Genomic DNA, 17,030 nt, shown 5'->3' with positions numbered 1-17,030 from the left:
CCCGGCGGCCACGACGTGGGCAGAGCTTCCTTTGCCTCAGCGCAGCTGCTGCCAGACCGCCCGGCGGCGGGCCTGCTCGTCGGGGTCCGGCACCGGCAGCGAGGCCAGCAGCCGCTGCGTGTAGGGGTGCTGCGGCGCGCCGAGCACCTCCGCCCCCGTCCCCTCCTCGACCAGCCGGCCGCGGTAGAGCACCGCGATCCGGTCGGCAAGCAGGTCGACGACGGCCAGGTCGTGGCTGATGAACAGGCAGGCGAAGCCCAGCTCCCGCTGCAGCTCGGCGAACAGCTCCAGCACGCGGGCCTGCACCGACACGTCCAGCGCCGAGGTCGGCTCGTCGGCGATGAGCAGCTCGGGGTCCAGCGCCAGCGACCGCGCCAGGCTGGCCCGCTGGCGCTGCCCGCCGGAGAGCTCGTGCGGAAAGCGGTCCCCGAAGCTCTTCGGCAGCTGCACCGCCTCCAGCAGCTCGTCCACCCGCTCGCGCGCGGACCCCGGGTCGTCGGCCTTGCCGTTGACCACCAGCGGCTCGGCGACCGCCTCGGCGATGGTGAGCAGCGGGTTGAAGCTGGACGCGGGGTCCTGGAAGACGAACCCGATCCGCCGGCGCACCGGCCGGAAGGTCCGCTGCTTGACGCCGTTCATCTCGGTGCCGAGGACCGACAGCGACCCGCCGGTGACCGTGGTCAGCCCGGCGATCGCCCGGCCGATCGTCGTCTTGCCGCTGCCGCTCTCCCCGACGAGCCCGAGCACCTCCCCGGGCCTGATCGCGAAGCTGACCCCGTCGACGGCGACGAAGTCCGGACGCCGCAGCCGCCCCGGGTACACGATCCGCAGGTCGCGGGCCTCGACCACCGGCGCCGACGCACTCCAGCCCACGGGCCGCCGCGCGGCCCGCTCGACCGCCCGCGCCCGGCCCTCGCCGAGCCGCGGCACCGAGCCGAGCAGCTGCCGGGTGTAGTCGTCCTGCGGCGTGGCGAACAGCGTCCGGACGTCGGCCTGCTCCACGATGCGGCCCTGGAACATGACCGCCACCCGGTCGGCGAGGTCGGCGACGACGCCCATGTTGTGCGTGATCAGCACGATCGCCGCCCCGAACTCGTCGCGGCAGCGGCGCAGCAGGTCGAGGATCTCGGCCTGAACGGTCACGTCCAGGGCGGTGGTCGGCTCGTCGGCGATGATCACGCCGGGGTCGAGCACGAGCGCCTGCGCGATGACGATGCGCTGCTTCTGCCCGCCGGAGAACTGGTGCGGGTAGTGGTCCACCCGCTCCTCGGGGTCGGGGATGCCGACCCGGCGCAGGACGTCGATCGCCTTGGCGCGGGCCTCCTTGCGGCTGTACTTCCCGTGCGCGCGCAGGCCCTCGGCGATCTGCCAGCCCACCGGGTAGACCGGGTTGAGCGCGGTCGACGGCTCCTGGAACACCATGGCGGCGTCGCGACCACGCACGTCCCCCAACTGCCGGCGGGACAGCGTGACGACGTCGTGTTCCGCCGTTCCGTCCTTGCTGCGCAGCACCACCGCGCCGCGGGTGGTGGCGGTCTCCGGCAGCAGCCCGAGGATGCTGCGCGCGGTCACCGTCTTGCCGCTGCCGCTCTCCCCCACGACGGCGAGCACCTCGCCGGACGCGACGGACAGGCTGACGTCCTGGACGGCGGTGATCGTGCCGGCGTCGGTGGCGAAGCTGACCGACAGGTTCTCGATGCCCAGGACGTCGTCGCCGGTTGTGGTCACCAGCTCACCCCTCCTGCGCCCAGGACCCGGGCGACGTCCACACCGGCGGGATCCAGCGGACCGCCGGGCACGACCGGCGTCTCCGCCGTCTCTCCGGCCTCGGCGGCCCGCCGGCTGCGCAGCCGTGGGTCGGCGAGGTCGTTGAGGCTCTCCCCGACCAGCGTCAGGCCGAGCACGACGAGCACGATCGCCGAGCCGGGGAAGACCGCCGTCCACCAGATCCCGCTGCTCACGTCGGACAGCGACCGGTTGAGGTCGGCGCCCCACTCCGCGGCCGCGGTCGGCTCGATGCCGAAGCCGAGGAAGCCCAGCCCGGCGAGGGTGAGGATCGCCTCGGAGGCGTTGAGCGTGAGGATCAGCGGCAGCGTGCGGGTGGCGTTGCGCAGCACGTGCCGGGTCATGATCCGCCAGTGGCCGGCGCCGACGACGCGGGCGGACTCCACGAACGCCTCGTTCTTGATCCGCACCGTCTCGGCGCGCACCACCCGGAAGTACTGCGGGATGAACACCACGGTGATCGCGATCGACGCGGCCAGGATGCCGCCGATCAGGCTCGACTGCCCGCCGCTGATCACGATCGCCACGATGATGGCCAGCAGCAGGGAGGGGAACGCGTAGACCGCGTCGCAGACGACGACGAGCACGCGGTCGAGCCAGCCGCCGAAGTACCCGGAGAGCAGGCCGATCAGGACGCCGACGAAGAACGACAGCACGAGCGCGGTCACGATCACCAGCAGCGCGGTCCGGGACCCGTAGAGCAACCGGCTGAGCACGTCGTAGCCCCCGACGGTGGTCCCGAGCCAGTGCTCCGACGAGGGCGGCTGCTGGGCGCCGAACGGCCCGTCGGCGTCGCGCAGCTGGCTGTAGCCGTAGGGAGCCAGCAGCGGCGCGAACAGCGCGGTGAGCAGGAAGACGCCGGTCAGGGCCAGCCCGGCGACGAGCATCCCGCGCTGCAGCCCGACGCTCTGCCGCAGCTGGTGGACGACGGGCAGCCGCCGCCAGCCCCGGCGGGCGGGGTCGGGAACGGGGGCCCGGTCGTCGAGGCCGGTCACGGCGGTGGCCATCAGTACCTCACCCGGGGGTCGATGAGCGCGGCGATCACGTCGACGACGAAGTTGGTCACCGCGACGATGACCGCCAGCAGGGCGACGATGCCCTGCACGGCCACGAAGTCGCGCGCCTGCAGGTACTCGGCCAGCTGGAAGCCCAGGCCCTTCCACTCGAACGTGGTCTCGGTGAGCACCGCCCCACCCATGAGCAGCGCCACCTGCAGGCCGATGACGGTGATGATCGGGATCAGCGCCGGCCGGTAGGCGTGCTTGCGCAGCAGCCGCCGCTCGGCGACGCCGCGGGAGCGGGCCGCCTCGACGTAGCCCATGCCGAGCGTGCCGATGACGTTGGTGCGCACCAGCCGCAGGAAGACCCCGGCGGTGAGCAGGCCCAGCGCGATGGCGGGCAGGACGGCGTGCTCCAGCACGTCCCGGATCACCTCGGGGTCGCCCAGCCGGATCGCGTCGATCAGGTAGATCCCGGTCGGGTTGTCGAGGAACTGCAGCTCGATCTCGGCACGGGTCGATGCCCGGCCCGCGACCGGCAGCCAGCCCAGCCCGCTGGCGAAGACGAGCTTGAGCACCAGGCCGGTGAAGAACACCGGCGTCGCGTAGCAGAAGATCGCGAAGACCCGCATGATCGCGTCAGGCCACCTGTCCCGCGTGTAGGCGGCCAGCCGGCCCAGCGGGATGCCGACGCCGAACGCGACGAGCAGCGCGTAGAACGTCAGCTCGAGGGTGGCCGTCCCGAAGGTCGTGAGCACCTCGAGGACCGGGCGGCGGTCCGACAGCGTCGTCCCGAAGTCGCCGGTGAAGACGTTGCCCAGGTACTCGACGTACTGGACCAGCAGCGGCCGGTCGTAGCCGGCCTCCGCCACGCGCTCCGCGAGCTGCGCCGCGGTCAGCCGACCACCCAGTGCGGCGGTGATCGGGTCACCGGTCGAGCGCATGAGGAAGAAGACCGTCGTCACCAGGATGAAGACGGTGGGGATGATCAGCAGGAAGCGGATCACGAGGTAGCTGCCCAGGCCCCCGCCGCCGCGGCGCTTCCGCGACGCCGGTGCGTCCTCCTGGGCCGGGTCGCCGGGCGCGAGCTCGGTCGCTGTGGTCATGCCTTCACTTCCGTCCGTGCGGCGGTGCGCACATGGGAGGCCCCGGGTGGCCCCGCCGTGGCGGCGGGGTCACCCGGGGCCGGTGTCGCTACCTTCTCAGGCCGCTGCGGTCAGCCCCGGCTGAGGGCGCCGTAGCGGAACTTGAAGGACGCGTCGAGCGTGTCCGACGCACCCTCCACACCCGTCCGGACGACGGCGACCTGCGCGCCCTGCAGGTACGGCACGGTGGACAGGTCCTGCGCCACCATCTGCTGGATCTGCTCGATCAGGGCGGTGCGCTGGGCCGGGTCGGGCGTGGCCAGCTGCTGCAGGATCATGTCGTTGACCTGCTGGTTGGTGTAGTGGTTGCCGAGGAAGTTCTCCGTGCGGAAGAACGGCGACAGGTAGTTGTCGGCGTCGGAGTAGTCCGGGAACCAGCCCAGCTGGTAGGCCGGGTAGACGTCGGCGACGCGGTCCTCGGAGTACTGCACCCACTCGGTGGTCTGCAGGTCGACCTGGAACAGGCCGGTGGACTCCAGCTGGTCCTTGATCAGGGCGTACTCGTCACCGGAGGACGGCCCGTAGTGGTCGTTGGAGTACTGCAGGCTCAGCTGCACCGGGGTGGTCACGCCGGCCTGCTGGAGCACCTGGGCCGCCTTGTCGGCGTCCGGGCCGCCGTTGCCGTCGCCGTAGAGGTCACGCAGCGGGGTGGCGGCGCCGGTCAGGCCCTCGGCGACGAAGGAGTACAGCGGGGTGTAGGTGCCCCGGTAGACCTGCTCGGCCAGCTCGTTGCGGTCGATCAGGTGGGCGACGGCCTGGCGGACGGCGAGCGCCTTGGCCGGGTCGGCGTCGGGCTGGGTGGCGCCGAAGGGCTGGGTGTTGAAGTTGAAGACGATGTAGCGGATCTCGCCGCCGGGGCCGTCCACGACCTCGACCTCGTCGTTGCCGCGCAGGTCGTCGATGTCGGTCGCGCTGAGGCTGCGGAAGGCGACGTCGATGTTGCCCTCCTCGATGTCCAGCTTGAGGTTCGACGCGTCGGCGTAGTAGCGGACGTTGACCTGCTCGGTCTTCGGCGCGCCCAGGAGGCCCTGGTAGTCGGGGTAGGCCTCGTAGGAGATCAGGTTGTTCTGGTCGTAGTTGGTGATCGTGTACGGGCCGTGGAAGGCGTTGCCGTCGACGATCTCCTGGTCGGGGGTCAGCTCGGTCGCCGAGAAGACGTCCTCGTCGACGATGGGGCCGACCGGGCTCGACAGGATCTGCGGGAACGTCTGGTCGTTGCCCGAGTTCAGGTTGAAGACGACGGTCGTCTCGTCGGGGGCGTCGACGCTGGCGAGGTTGGCCAGCAGCGCGGCCGGGCCGTTCGGGTCGTTGATCGCGACCATGCGGTCGAACGAGAACTTGACGTCCGAGGAGGTCAGGTCGTTGCCGTTGGCCCACTTCAGGCCCGACTTCAGGGTGACCGTGTACTGGGTCGGCGAGGTGAACTCGGCCGACTCGGCGATGTCGGGCTCGACGTCCGGGCTGCCGTAGTCGGTGTTCATCAGGAACGGGAACACCTGGTTCATGACGGCGAACGAGCCGTTGTCGTAGGAGCCCGCCGGGTCGATCGTGGTGATCTTGTCGCTGGTGCCGATCGTCAGCGCGTCGCCGCTGCCGCCGCTGCCCGAGCCACCGCCGTCACCGTCGCTGCCACCGCACGCGGTCAGCGCCAGCGCGGTGACCGCGAGACCCGCCGTGGCGGTGCGCACGCGCCGCCCGGTCGAAACGGGAGTCATCCGCCTACCTTCGTTCTTCCTGAGAACCGCCGCGTACGCCGGACAACGTCCAGTTCCAGCGGGGTATGGGTGTTGGTTACCCATGCGTAGCACAGAGCCGACGGGGCTCAGGAATCCCGGCGACCACTGTTATCGCCTCGTGACTCCGCGGCCTGGACCGGCGGTTTCCGCGGAAACCGCCGGGAGGTTCAGGCGTCGATGCGGCGACGGCCCTCGAACGCCCGGCCGAGGGTCACCTCGTCGGCGTACTCGAGGTCCCCACCCACCGGCAGGCCACTGGCCAGCCGGGAGACCGCCAGCCCCATCGGGCCGACCAGCCGCGCGAGGTAGGCGGCGGTCGCCTCGCCCTCCAGGTTGGGGTCGGTGGCGATGATCAGCTCGGTCACCGTCCCGCTCATCAGCCGGGTCATGAGCTCCTTGACCCGCAGGTCGTCGGGGCCGACACCCTCGATCGGGCTGATCGCGCCGCCGAGCACGTGGTAGCGGCCGCGGAACTCGCGGGTGCGCTCGATGGCGACGACGTCCTTGGGCTCCTCCACGACGCAGATGACGTCGTCGGTGCGCCGCGGGTCGCGACAGATCCGGCACTGCTCACCCTCGGCGACGTTGTAGCAGGTGACGCAGAAGCGGACCTCGGCCTGCACGCGCTGCAGCGCCGACACCAGCCGGCTCACGTCGGCGGACTCGGACGCGAGCAGGTGGAAGGCGATGCGCTGCGCGCTCTTCGGCCCGACGCCGGGCAGCCGGCCGAGCTCGTCGATGAGGTCCTGGACGGCCCCCTCGTACACGGTGTTCCTCTCCTCGGGAGGGGTCGCCGCGGCTCAGAGGCCGGGCAGCCCCAGGCCGCCGCCGAGGCCGCCGGCGAGCGGCCCCATCCGGCTGGCGGTGAGTTCGTTGGCCTGGCGGGAGGCGTCACGGACCGCGGCGACCACGAGGTCCTGCAGCGTCTCGACGTCGGCGGGGTCGACCGCCTCGGGGGCGATGGTGACCGCGGCGAGCTCGCCCTGGCCGGTCATCGTCGCGGTGACCAGGCCGCCGCCGGCCGAGCCGGTGACCGTCTCGTGCGCCAGCTGTTCCTGCGCGGCAGCCAGCTGCTGCTGCATCTGCTGCGCCTGCTGGAGCAGCTGCGACATGTCGGGCTGGCCACCGGGGAACATGACCCGAGCCTAGGCCGCGGGTACGACGAACGTCGGGACGACGAGCCGCGCACCCTTCTTCAACCAAGGGGTTGACAACACCATGGCAGGGGTTCACCCTGATTTTCAACCGATTGGTTGAACAAAGAGGGGAGGTCCACCCGATGGCCGCCGATCCGCTGTCCCGGGTCTTCGCGGCCCTGGCCGATCCGACCCGGCGCGACATGGTCGCCCGGCTCGCGGTTGCCGACGCCACGGTCGGTGAGCTCGCCGAGCCCTACGACGTCAGCGTCCAGGCCGTCTCCAAGCACCTGCGGGTGCTGGAGGACGCCGGCCTGGTCAGCCGCAGCCGCGACGCCCAGCGTCGCCCGGTGCACCTGGAAGCCGAGGTCTTCGACCTCATGACCAAGTGGATCGAGCGCTATCGCCGCCAGGCCGAGGAGCGCTACCGCCGTCTCGACGACGTCCTCCGGTCCATGCCGGACGACGTCGGGCCCGTGCCACCCACATCCCCGGAGGGAAACCCGTCATGACCACCACCCAGCACCACGAGACCCGGATCGTCGTCGAGCAGGAGGTGCCGGCCGTCCGGATCATCCGCGAGTTCGACGCCCCGCCGTCGAAGGTCTTCCGCGCGCACACCGACCCCGAGCTGGTGGCCCAGTGGATGGGTCCGCGGAGCACGCAGAACCGGATCGACGAGTGGGACTGCCGCACCGGCGGCTCCTGGCGGTACGTGTCCCTCCACGAGGGCCAGGAGTACGGCTTCCGCGGCTGCTTCCACGAGGTGCGCCCCGACGAGCTGATCGTGCAGACCTTCACCTTCGAGGGCATGCCCGACGGTGTCGCGCTGGAGAAGCTCGTCCTCGAGGACCTCGGCAACGGCCGCACCCGGCTGACCGCGACGTCGCTGGTCGACTCCTTCGCCGACCGGGACGCCTTCGTCGCCAGCGGCATGGAGGTCGGGGTCCGCGAGGGCTACGAGCGCCTCGACGAGATCCTCGCCCGCGGCTGAGCGAGGTCAGTCGTCGATCGGCCGGGCCCCGAGCTGGGTGCGCAAGAGTGACAGCGCCGCCTGCTCGGGGTCGACGGCCGGGGCCGCCTCGGCGTCCCCGCCGGGATCCTCCGCCGCCCGCTCGGCCATGAGCTCGCGCGCCTCCGCGGCCTCGGCGGCGCGGGCGGCCTCCCGCGCGACCTCCGGGGCCACCGGCGGCGCACCGCTGCGGGCCGCGCCCTCGACGACGACCTGCACCTTCCAGCGCACGCCGAGCAGCTCCTGCAGCGCCTGGCGCACGACGTCCTTGTTCAGGTCGTCGCCGAGCATCTTGGCCAGCGCCGGCGAAGTGGCGGCCAGGGTGAGGGTGCCGTTGCCCAGGTCGTGCACCTGGGCGCTCTTCAGCAGCGCCTCCGTCGTCCGCTTGTGGCCGCGCACGACCTTCAGCAGCTCCGGCCACACCCGGCGGACGTCGGTGGTGGTCAGCTCGCCGTCGGCGGCCGGCTGCGCCGGGTTGGCCGAGACCACCGGCGTCGGCTCCCCGCCGCGCGGCGCGGGCGAGGACTCGGCCGCGGCGCGCGGTGCGGCCGCCTCCGGGCGGGGCTGCTCGACCCGGGTCGCCGCCGCGGCGGCCGCCGCGGGACGCGCGGGGTGCGGCCAGTCCTCGTCGTCGGTCGGCTCGGGCGGCAGCGGGATGTCGGGCTCGCCGGCGGCGACCCGCGGCTGGTCCGGCGGTGCCGGCGACGGCTCGGGCTTCTCGGCCGCGGCCGGCGCGGGCCGGGCCGGCGCCCCGGACCCGGGCGGGGTGGTCTCGGGCCAGCCGTCGACCTCCGGCGGGCGGCTCGGCGCCTGCTCGGTCGCGGCGGCCGGGGCCGCGACGGGCGGTGCTGCGGGCGCGGACGGAGCCGGTGCGGACGGTGCCGGAGCGGATGCCTGCGACCGGCGCACGAACTCCCGGCGCGACCCGGACGACTGGTCCGGGGCCGGCGCCCCGGCCGGCTCGGGACGCGCCGGGGCCTCCCGGACCGGGGCCTCCCGGACCGGTGCCTCCCGGACCGGTGCCTCGCGAACCGGTGCCTCCCGGACGGCGGCCTCGCGGACCGGCGCCTCCCGGACCGGCGCCTCCCGGACGGCGGCCTCCGCGACCGGGCGACCGGCGTGCTCGCCGGCGATCGACATCCGCCGTTCCAGGCGCTCCAGGCGCTGCAGGGTGGCCGCCGCCGAGTCGTCGGTGGCGGGCAGCAGCATGCGGGCGCAGACCAGCTCGAGCAGCAGTCGCGGCGCCGTCGTCCCGCGCATCTCGGTGAGCCCCTCGTGGACCGTGTCGGCCATCCGCGAGAGGGTCGCCGAGCCGAGCGCCCGGGCCTGGGAGCTCATCAGGTCCAGCCGGTCGGGCGGGCAGTCGAGCAGGCCGTTGCCCCCGGCGTCGGGGACGGCGTCGAGCACGATGAGGTCGCGCATCCGGTCCAGCAGGTCGGTGGCGAAGCGACGGGGGTCGTGCCCGGCCTCGACCACGCGGTCGACGGCGCGGAACACCGCGGGCGCGTCGTGCGCGGCGAGGGCGTCGATCGTCTCGTCGAGCAGCGCGTCGTCGGTGACCCCGAGCAGGCCCACCGCGCTCTTGTAGGTGACGCCCTCGGGCCCGGCGCCGGCCAGCAGCTGATCGAGGATGGACAGCGAGTCGCGCACCGAGCCGCCGCCGGCGCGCACGACCAGCGGGAAGACCGTGGCCTCGACCTGCACGCCCTCGGCGGCGCAGGTCTTCTCCAGCAGGCCGCGCAGCGTCGTCGGCGGCACCAGCCGGAACGGGTAGTGGTGCGTGCGCGAGCGGATGGTGGGCAGCACCTTGTCCGGCTCGGTGGTGGCGAAGACGAAGACGAGGAACTCCGGCGGCTCCTCGACGACCTTGAGCAGGGCGTTGAAGCCCTGCGTGGTCACCATGTGCGCCTCGTCGACGATGTAGACCTTGTAGCGGCTGCTCACCGGGGCGAAGAAGGCCCGTTCGCGGAGGTCACGGGCGTCGTCGACCCCGCCGTGGCTGGCCGCGTCGATCTCGATGACGTCGAGCGAGCCGGGGCCGTCGGGCGCCAGCGCGACGCACGAGCCGCAGACGCCGCAGGGGGTCGACGTCGGGCCCTGCTCGCAGTTCAGCGACCGGGCGAGGATGCGCGCCGAGGACGTCTTGCCGCACCCGCGGGGCCCGCTGAAGAGGTAGGCGTGGTTGATCCGCCCGCCGTCGACGGCGTTGACCAGCGGGGTGGTCACGTGCTCCTGGCCGACCACCTCGGCGAAGGTCGCCGGGCGGTACTTCCGGTAGAGCGCCAGTGCCACGCGACGAGGTTACGTGGCGGGTCGGACGACGCCGGGAGGCCCGGGCGCGCGTTCCGCCGAGATCGGTGCCGGGGGATGAGAGGACCCCCCGCGCACCCGCCAGAGCCCGCTTATCCTTGCTGCCTTCCGGCCCTGGGGAGGTTCACAGGGTGACGCCACGCGAGGGGTCGCCCCCCACTCTAGGTCACGTCCGGCCGGACGCAGCCACGACCCCCCGCCGGCTTTCCGCCACCTGACGGCCGCACGCGGTGAGGCCGGGCCCCGCTGCTGCGCGGGACCCGGCCTCGGTGCGGAGGATGGGAGATTCGAACTCCCGAGGGGTTGCCCCCAACCCGCTTTCCAAGCGAGCGCCATAGGCCACTAGGCGAATCCTCCACGTGCGCGGGCCAGGATACCGGGAGCCGGTGTGCCGGTCAGCCACCGCACCCGGAGCGACCGTCGCGCCGGGGGTGGTTATCCGTCGGTGGACTGGGGAAGGCTGGTCCGGAACGCCGATCCCCCGCCGCGGCGCCACAGGAGGAAGCCCCATGAGCGAGACCGAGCAACTCCGGCCCGACGTCGTGGAGGCCATCGTCGCGGTGCTCAAGGGCGCCGACCCCTCGGGGCTGCCGCCGTCGGCCACCCGGGAGGAGAAGGACGCGGCGAAGGACCGCTACCTCTCCGAGTTCGTCGCCGAGCGCAGCAAGCGCGACCGGCAGACGCGCGCGTGGGAACTGCTGCTCACCCGCAGCTACGACGAGCCGCCCACCTGGCAGCGGCTCTTCGACGACCTCTCCCCCGACGTGGTCGACGAGCTCGGCGAGCTGTACGACGCCCTGCCGGCGGGGGCGCAGGAGGAGTACGCCCGCCGCTACGGCGTCCCCAGCGGCGTCTGACCGGCGCGGTGTCGGCGCAGGGCGGACGGAACGGAGGGTGAGCGCACCCGGCCACCTCGTGGGCGGGCGCTACCGGCTGCTCGCGAAGGTCGGCGGCGGGGGCATGGGCGCGGTGTGGCGGGCCACCGACGAGGTCCTCGGCCGGCAGGTCGCGGTCAAGCAGGTCGTGCCGGCGGCCGGCGCCGACCCCGCGGCGCTCGAGCAGCAGCGCCAGCGTGCCCTGCGCGAGGGCCGCATCGCCGCGCGGCTGAGCCACCTGCACGCCATCTCGGTCTACGACGTGGCCCTCGACGAGGCGGGGTCGCCGTGGCTGGTCATGGAGTACCTGCCCTCCCGCAGTCTGGCCGAGGTGCTGGCCGAGGACGGCGTGCTGCGCGTGGACCAGGTCGCCCAGATCGGCGCGCAGGTGGCCGACGCGCTGATCGCCACCCACGCGGCCGGCATCGTGCACCGCGACGTCAAGCCGGCCAACGTGCTCATCGGGGAGGGTCCGAACGTCGACGGCCTGGTGAAGATCACCGACTTCGGCATCTCGCACGCCACCGGCGACGTGACGCTGACCCAGACGGGCCAGATCACGGGCACGCCGGCCTTCCTCTCACCGGAGGTGGCGCAGGGAGCCGAGATGACTTCGGAGAGCGACGTCTTCTCCCTGGGCGCCACCCTCTACACCTGTCTCGAGGGCGAGCCGCCCTTCGGGATGGACGACAATGCCCTGCGGCTGCTGCACCGCGTGGCCGCCGGGCAGGTGACGCCCCCGCGCCGGGCCGGGTCCATGACGCAGGCGCTGACCCGGATGCTCGCGACCGACCCGGCGGCCCGCCCGACGATGACCGAGGTCCGCGACGAGCTCGCCCGACTCGCCGCGGGCCGCGACGGCGACCCGACGACCGTCCTGCTGGCGCGGACGATCCTGCGCTCCTCGACGAACCGGCAGCGGACGGCGGAGCTCGGCGCCGACGTCCTCCCGGCGGCGAAGGCCGGCGCACCGCGCACGGCCGTCCACGAGGTGCCGACGGCGCAGCCGTCCCCTCCGCCGCCCGCGCCCGGCCCCCCGCCCGGCCGGCCCGGCGCGGCCCCGGTGGTCACCGCCCGGCCGCGCGGACGCCGCTCGAGCCTGATCGCCGTCCTGGTGCTGGCCGTGCTGCTGGTCGTCGGGGGCGTCGCCTGGCTGGCCACCCGCGGCGACGACCCCGAGGGGACGACGACCGCCGACGCGACGCCCACCTCGGCCGCCCCGGACGACGAGCAACCGGCCGCGCCCAGCGAGCCGGAGCCGGCCCCGTCCTCCGGTGGGGGCGACGAGACGGCCGCCGACGACGCCCCGGCGCCCGACGAGGACGCACCGGCTCCCGACGACCCGACCGCCGTCGCGGAGCAGACCCTCGACGAGTACTACACGCGGCTGCCCGACGACCCCGACGCCGCGTACGCGATGACCGGGCCGACGCTGCGCGCCGCCGCCAGCGCGGGCTACTACCGGGACTTCTGGTCCCCGTGGTCGGAGGTCGAGCTCGAGGACCTGCGGGACGTCGAGGAGCAGGGCGGCGGGGCGGTCACCGCGACGACGGAGGTGCGCTTCACCCGGGCCGACGGCAGCGGCCACACCGAGCTGCACGAGGTGCGCTTCGTCCCGTCCGACGACGGCGGGTGGCTGGTCGACCTCGACCGCTACGTCCGGACCATCGGCTGACCCCGGAACGACGGGAGCCGCCCCGGGGACTCTCGTCCCGGGGCGGCTCCGCTGGCGGTGGCGGTGGGATTTGAACCCACGGAGGCTTGCACCTCACACGCTTTCGAGGCGTGCTCCTTCGGCCGCTCGGACACGCCACCGCCAAAGAGACTACAGGCCCCGCTGGCGGCGGAAGAACGCGCGTAGGAGCGCGGCGGACTCCTCCGCGCGGACACCGCCGGTGACCTGCGGCCGGTGGTTGAGCCGGCGGTCGCGGACGACGTCCCACAGCGATCCGGCCGCGCCGGCCTTCGGGTCGTCGGCGCCGTAGACGACGTGGTCGACCCGCGCGAGCACGCTGGCGCCGGCACACATCGTGCAGGGCTCGAGGGTGACGACGAGCGTCGTCCCGGTGAGCCGCCAGCCGTCGCCGTGCACCCGGGCGGCGGCGCGCAGCGCGAGCACCTCGGCGTGCGCGGTCGGGTCACCGCGCTTCTCCCGCTCGTTGGCCGCCTCGGCCAGGACCGCGCCGTCGGTGCCGAGGACGACCGCGCCGATCGGCGTGTCCCCCCACTCCACGGCGCCCGCGGCCAGCTCCAACGCGCGGCCCATCGCCGCATCCAGGTCGGGGGTCACCGGGTTGCTCCCGGGGAGCTCGTGCCCTGCCCACCACCGTGGGCAGAGCACGAAGGAGGGGACCCGGCACACCCCCGCGGAGGCTCGTGCTCTGCCCAGCATCGTGGGCAGAGCACGAGCGCCCGCAGACAGAGGTGTCCCGGGGCCGGGGTCACGACGCCGCGCCCCGCGGGGACGAGCCCGGCGGGGAGGACTCCAGCGGGATGCCGACCAGCGCGGACAGCTCGGCCAGCGCCGCGGCCGGGTCGACCACCTTGATCGTGTGCATCCCGAGCGCGCGGGCCGGCTTGAGGTTGATGCCGAGGTCGTCGAGGTAGGCGCAGTCGCCCGGGCGGATCGGCCGGCCGACGGCGTCGGACAGCCGGGTCAGCGCACGCCGGTAGATCTCCGGCTCCGGCTTGCGCACGCCCTCCACCGAGGACTCCACGACCGCGTCGAAGGACGCCAGCAGCTCGCCGAGCCGGCCGGTGCGCTCCATCGGCGCGACGTTGTTCGACAGCAGGGCCAGCGGCAGGCCGGCCTCCCGCAGCCGCCGCACCGCGGCCACCATCGCCGGCCGCAGCTCCCCCGCCAGGGCGGCGAGCACCCGGTGCGCGTCGAGCCGGTGCCCCGCGGCCAGCGCCTCGGCCTCGAAGGCGTCGACGAACCCGGCGGCGTCCAGCTCGTTGCGCTCGTACCGGGCCCAGGCGTTGGCGTCGGGGTCGGTGCTGTTGAGCCGCCGGATCAGCCCCTCGGGCAGCCCCGCCTCGGCCTCGTAGGCCGCGAACGCCGGCATGGGGCTCTCGGTGAGGACGCCACCCAGGTCGAACACGACGGCGCTCACGCGGGCGGTGCCCTGGCCGCCGTCCGCGCTCACGGCCGCACCGCCGCGGCCAGCTCGTCGGCGAAGCCCAGCCGCCCGGCGATCGCGGCGACCATCTCGTCGGCCCACAGGTCGTCGGCGGTCACGATCGACCGCAGCTGCTCGGCCGGCAGCCCGTAGTCGGCGAAGACGTCGAGATCGCCTCCGGGCCAGCCGGTCTCGTCGTCGTCGAACGCGCCGTCGGCGTCCACGGCGATGCCGTAGCGCTCCACCGCCTCGGCGGCGAGCACCCACTCCTGCATGGTGGCGTCGGAGACCAGGGCGCGGACCAGGCCGCCCGGCCCGTGCCGGAGGACGACGAAGTACAGCCGCGAGTCGACGACGATCACGAACGGCCCCGGCCAGGCGTCGGCACCCGGCTCGCCCAGGGCCCGCTCGAGCACCGGCAGCTCGTCCCCGGCGTCGGCGGCGAGCAGCTCGACCCGCCAGCGCCCCTCCGGGCGGCTGACCCGCACCGCCCAGCTCCCGCGGGCGTCGGGCCCGGTCACCGCTTGCGCAGCATCGTCAGGCCGTCGGCCAGCGGCAGCAGCACCGTCTCCCAGCGCGGGTCGGCGGCCAGGGCGGTGTTGAGGTCGGCGATCGCCCGCTCGTTGTCGCCCTGCGGATCGAGCACCCGGCCGCCGGCGAGGGTGTTGTCGAGCAGCACGACGCCGTTTCCGGTCATCCGCGGGTGCAGCTCGTCGACGTAGTCGGGGTACCCGGTCTTGTCGGCGTCGACGAACGCGATGTCGAACATCGGCTCGGCCGGCAGCGCCCGCAGCGACTCGTGCGCGTCCCCCAGCCGGAGCTCGATCCGGTCGGCCAGACCGGCGCGCGCCCAGTAGCGGCGGGCGATCGCCGTCCACTCCTCGCTGACGTCCAGGCACAGCAGCGAGCCGTCGTCGGGCAGGCCGCGGGCGACGCACAGCGCCGAGAACCCGGTGAAGGTGCCGATCTCGATGGCCCGGCGGGCGCCGAGTGCCCGGGTGAGCAGCTGCATGAAGGCGCCCTGCTCGGGCGCGATCTGGAACGTCGGGGGCACCTCGCCGCGGTCGGCCAGGGCCGCGGTCTCGGCCAGGAGGTCGGCGGCGACGTCGTCCGGCGGCTCGGAGGCGGCCCGGACGTAGTCGCCGAGCTCCGGGGTGAGGAGGAAGGACCGCGGCGTCATGGCACGTGAGGGTGGAGGAGCGCGGAGGTCATAGCCTCTGATCATGGCCGATCAGCCGCCGGACGACGGTGCCGACGTCGACCCCGCTCTCTTCGCCCGGCTGGCGGCCGACCCGCTGGCCGGGCACCTGGGCATCGTCCTGGAGCAGGTGCGTCCCGGCTACGCCCGCGCCGCGATGACCGTGGGTCCGCAGCTGCTCAACGCCGTCGGCACCGCGCACGGCGGCGCGACGATGGCGCTGCTCGACGTCGTGCACGCGGCGGTGAGCAACAGCCACGGCACGGTGGCGGTCGCGCAGGACGTGCACACCGAGTTCCTCGCGCCCGGCCGGCCCGGGGACCGGCTGGTCGCCGAGGGCACCGAGGTGCACCGCAGCAGCCGCACCGCCGTCTACCGGATCGACGCCCGCGCCCAGGACGGCCGGCTGGTGGCCACCGCGCTGGCCCGCGTGTTCCGCACCGAGCGCCCGTGGGGAGTCGCCGGCATGACGTCCTCCTTCCCCGTCCCGACGATGCCCGCGCCCCCGGTCGGCGTCGTCGGCCTGGGCCAGCTCGGCGGGTCGCTGGCCGCGGCGCTCGTGGCGGCCGGCCGCGAGGTCACCGGCTGGGACGTCGACCCGGCCGCCCGGGAGGCCGCCGCCGCGCGCGGGGTGCGGATCACCCGCGAGCTGGAGGGGGTGGTCGTCCTCGCCGTCCCGCTGCCGGCGATGGCGGGCGCGCTCGAGGGCCTCGCGGTCGCCCCCGACGCGACGGTGACCGACCTCGGGTCGGTCAAGGCGCCGGTGCTGGCGCAGCTGCGCCCGGTGCACGGCGGCCGGTTCGTCGGCGGGCACCCGATGTGCGGCACCGAGCGCTCCGGGCACGAGGCGACCGATCCGGCCCTGTTCACCGGCGCCCGCTGGGCGGTGTGCCTGGAGCCGGACACCGAGCTGCCTCGTTGGCTGCGGGTGGCCGAGGTGGCGCTGGCCGCCGGCGCCGAGGTGGTCCCGGTGACCGCCGCCGAGCACGACGACGCGGTCGCGGCGATCAGCCACGTGCCGCACCTGCTGGCCGCCGCGCTGGCAGCGGCCGCCGCGGAGGCCGGCCCGCTGGCCCTCGCGCTGGCCGCGGGCAGCTTCCGCGACGGCACGCGGGTCATCGCCAGCGATCCGGCGTTCGTCACCGCGATGGTCGAGGGCAACGCCGGGCCGACGGCGGCGGCGCTGGCCCGGGTGCAGGAGCAGCTGGCCCGCCCGTGGCCGGAACTGATCGCCGCCGGGCACGCGGTCCGGGCGGGGACGCCGGCCGGGCGGCGGGTGGTGCGCGTGCCGCTGGACCGCAGTGCGCTGCTCGCCCTGGGCCGCGCCGGCGGAGCGGTGAGCACACGGCTGGCCGCGTTCGTCGAGGGCTGGGTTCCCGACGCCGGCTGAACGGTTGTGCCCGCCGCGGGGCGGGCAGGGAGGGCGACATGGACGAGAAGGATCTGCTCAGCCGCATCCACTCCCTGGTGGAGGAGGAGCACCAGCTGCGGGAGGCCGGGGACCACACCGACGACCAGCGCTCCCGGATGTCCGAGCTCGAGGCACAGCTGGACCAGTGCTGGGATCTGCTGCGCCAGCGGCGCGCCAAGCGCCAGTACGGCGAGGACCCCGACGAGGCGTCCGCGCGGCCCGAGCAGCAGGTGGAGGGCTACCTGCAGTGACGCGGTGCCGGGCGGGCGGTGACCCCCCGTTGCACTACGGGACGTCAGCGGACG

General features: G+C 74.1%; 17 protein-coding genes, 2 tRNA genes and 1 other RNA gene. 6 read left to right on the top strand and 14 right to left on the bottom strand.

Annotated features, from left to right (window positions below; all coding sequences use genetic code 11):
• Window positions 1–36: 36 nt before the first annotated feature.
• The 6 genes from MY520_RS00620 to MY520_RS00595 form a co-directional block, all read right to left on the bottom strand.
• Window positions 37–1,728, bottom strand: coding sequence for a dipeptide ABC transporter ATP-binding protein (locus MY520_RS00620; RefSeq protein ID WP_436689037.1), 1,692 nt, complete (start codon window positions 1,726–1,728; stop codon window positions 37–39).
• Window positions 1,725–2,792: an ABC transporter permease gene (locus tag MY520_RS00615; protein ID WP_436689035.1), complete on the bottom strand. Its 1,068-nt coding sequence runs from the start codon at window positions 2,790–2,792 to the stop codon at window positions 1,725–1,727. The genes MY520_RS00620 and MY520_RS00615 overlap by 4 nt, the downstream gene beginning before the upstream one ends.
• The gene (locus MY520_RS00610) at window positions 2,792–3,889 is read right to left on the bottom strand and encodes an ABC transporter permease (protein ID WP_436689033.1); all 1,098 of its coding nucleotides are present in this window, start codon (window positions 3,887–3,889) and stop codon (window positions 2,792–2,794) included. Before MY520_RS00610 ends, MY520_RS00615 begins: the two co-directional genes overlap by 1 nt.
• A gap of 110 nt (window positions 3,890–3,999) precedes the next feature.
• A complete protein-coding gene (locus MY520_RS00605) occupies window positions 4,000–5,643 on the bottom strand; it encodes an ABC transporter substrate-binding protein (RefSeq protein ID WP_436689031.1) in 1,644 nt (547 codons plus the stop codon).
• A gap of 188 nt (window positions 5,644–5,831) precedes the next feature.
• On the bottom strand, window positions 5,832–6,431 hold the full coding sequence (recR, locus tag MY520_RS00600) for a recombination mediator RecR (protein WP_436689029.1): 600 nt from the start codon (window positions 6,429–6,431) through the stop codon (window positions 5,832–5,834).
• Between the two features lie 33 nt (window positions 6,432–6,464).
• Window positions 6,465–6,800, bottom strand: coding sequence for a YbaB/EbfC family nucleoid-associated protein (locus MY520_RS00595; RefSeq protein WP_436689027.1), 336 nt, complete (start codon window positions 6,798–6,800; stop codon window positions 6,465–6,467).
• Window positions 6,801–6,943: 143 nt separating this feature from the next.
• Between MY520_RS00595 and MY520_RS00590 the strand changes: the two genes are divergently transcribed.
• Window positions 6,944–7,312: a metalloregulator ArsR/SmtB family transcription factor gene (locus tag MY520_RS00590; protein WP_436689025.1), complete on the top strand. Its 369-nt coding sequence runs from the start codon at window positions 6,944–6,946 to the stop codon at window positions 7,310–7,312.
• Entirely contained in the window at window positions 7,309–7,794 is a 486-nt protein-coding gene (locus MY520_RS00585) for an SRPBCC family protein (protein WP_436689023.1), read from the top strand. Before MY520_RS00590 ends, MY520_RS00585 begins: the two co-directional genes overlap by 4 nt.
• Before the next feature lie 6 nt (window positions 7,795–7,800).
• On the opposite strand, the gene MY520_RS00580 is transcribed toward MY520_RS00585, so the two are convergent.
• The 3 genes from MY520_RS00580 to MY520_RS00570 all read right to left on the bottom strand — a co-directional run bounded on the left by MY520_RS00580 (window position 7,801) and on the right by MY520_RS00570 (window position 10,479).
• Complete coding sequence (locus tag MY520_RS00580) at window positions 7,801–10,104, bottom strand: DNA polymerase III subunit gamma and tau (RefSeq protein WP_436689021.1); 2,304 nt, start codon at window positions 10,102–10,104, stop codon at window positions 7,801–7,803.
• A gap of 76 nt (window positions 10,105–10,180) precedes the next feature.
• An RNA gene (ffs, locus tag MY520_RS00575) (signal recognition particle sRNA small type) lies at window positions 10,181–10,276 on the bottom strand.
• Between the two features lie 118 nt (window positions 10,277–10,394).
• A tRNA-Ser gene (locus MY520_RS00570) sits at window positions 10,395–10,479 on the bottom strand.
• Between the two features lie 152 nt (window positions 10,480–10,631).
• Between MY520_RS00570 and MY520_RS00565 the strand changes: the two genes are divergently transcribed.
• Entirely contained in the window at window positions 10,632–10,979 is a 348-nt protein-coding gene (locus MY520_RS00565) for a hypothetical protein (RefSeq protein ID WP_436689020.1), read from the top strand.
• Between the two features lie 37 nt (window positions 10,980–11,016).
• Window positions 11,017–12,672 carry a protein kinase domain-containing protein gene (locus MY520_RS00560; protein ID WP_436689018.1) on the top strand — a complete coding sequence of 552 codons (1,656 nt, stop codon included), beginning with the start codon at window positions 11,017–11,019 and terminating at the stop codon, window positions 12,670–12,672.
• Window positions 12,673–12,724: 52 nt separating this feature from the next.
• On the opposite strand, the gene MY520_RS00555 is transcribed toward MY520_RS00560, so the two are convergent.
• The 5 genes from MY520_RS00555 to MY520_RS00535 form a co-directional block, all read right to left on the bottom strand.
• Window positions 12,725–12,812, bottom strand: a tRNA-Ser gene (locus MY520_RS00555).
• Between the two features lie 10 nt (window positions 12,813–12,822).
• Entirely contained in the window at window positions 12,823–13,287 is a 465-nt protein-coding gene (locus MY520_RS00550) for a nucleoside deaminase (protein WP_436689016.1), read from the bottom strand.
• 151 nt (window positions 13,288–13,438) lie between these two features.
• Window positions 13,439–14,143 carry an HAD-IA family hydrolase gene (locus MY520_RS00545; RefSeq protein ID WP_436689015.1) on the bottom strand — a complete coding sequence of 235 codons (705 nt, stop codon included), beginning with the start codon at window positions 14,141–14,143 and terminating at the stop codon, window positions 13,439–13,441.
• Window positions 14,140–14,637: a tRNA adenosine deaminase-associated protein gene (locus tag MY520_RS00540; protein WP_436689011.1), complete on the bottom strand. Its 498-nt coding sequence runs from the start codon at window positions 14,635–14,637 to the stop codon at window positions 14,140–14,142. Before MY520_RS00540 ends, MY520_RS00545 begins: the two co-directional genes overlap by 4 nt.
• Window positions 14,634–15,296, bottom strand: coding sequence for an O-methyltransferase (locus tag MY520_RS00535; protein WP_436689007.1), 663 nt, complete (start codon window positions 15,294–15,296; stop codon window positions 14,634–14,636). Before MY520_RS00535 ends, MY520_RS00540 begins: the two co-directional genes overlap by 4 nt.
• A gap of 43 nt (window positions 15,297–15,339) precedes the next feature.
• Between MY520_RS00535 and MY520_RS00530 the strand changes: the two genes are divergently transcribed.
• Both MY520_RS00530 and MY520_RS00525 read left to right on the top strand, forming a co-directional pair.
• Window positions 15,340–16,704, top strand: coding sequence for a prephenate dehydrogenase/arogenate dehydrogenase family protein (locus MY520_RS00530; protein WP_436689005.1), 1,365 nt, complete (start codon window positions 15,340–15,342; stop codon window positions 16,702–16,704).
• A 38-nt stretch (window positions 16,705–16,742) separates the two neighbouring features.
• The gene (locus tag MY520_RS00525; RefSeq protein WP_436689003.1) at window positions 16,743–16,976 is read left to right on the top strand and encodes a DUF2630 family protein; all 234 of its coding nucleotides are present in this window, start codon (window positions 16,743–16,745) and stop codon (window positions 16,974–16,976) included.
• The last annotated feature ends 54 nt before the right edge of the window (window positions 16,977–17,030 follow it).

This window comes from Geodermatophilus sp. CPCC 205506 (genome assembly GCF_051383635.1).
GTDB lineage: Bacteria > Actinomycetota > Actinomycetes > Mycobacteriales > Geodermatophilaceae > Geodermatophilus.
This window is presented reverse-complemented; position numbering and strand designations above follow the sequence as displayed.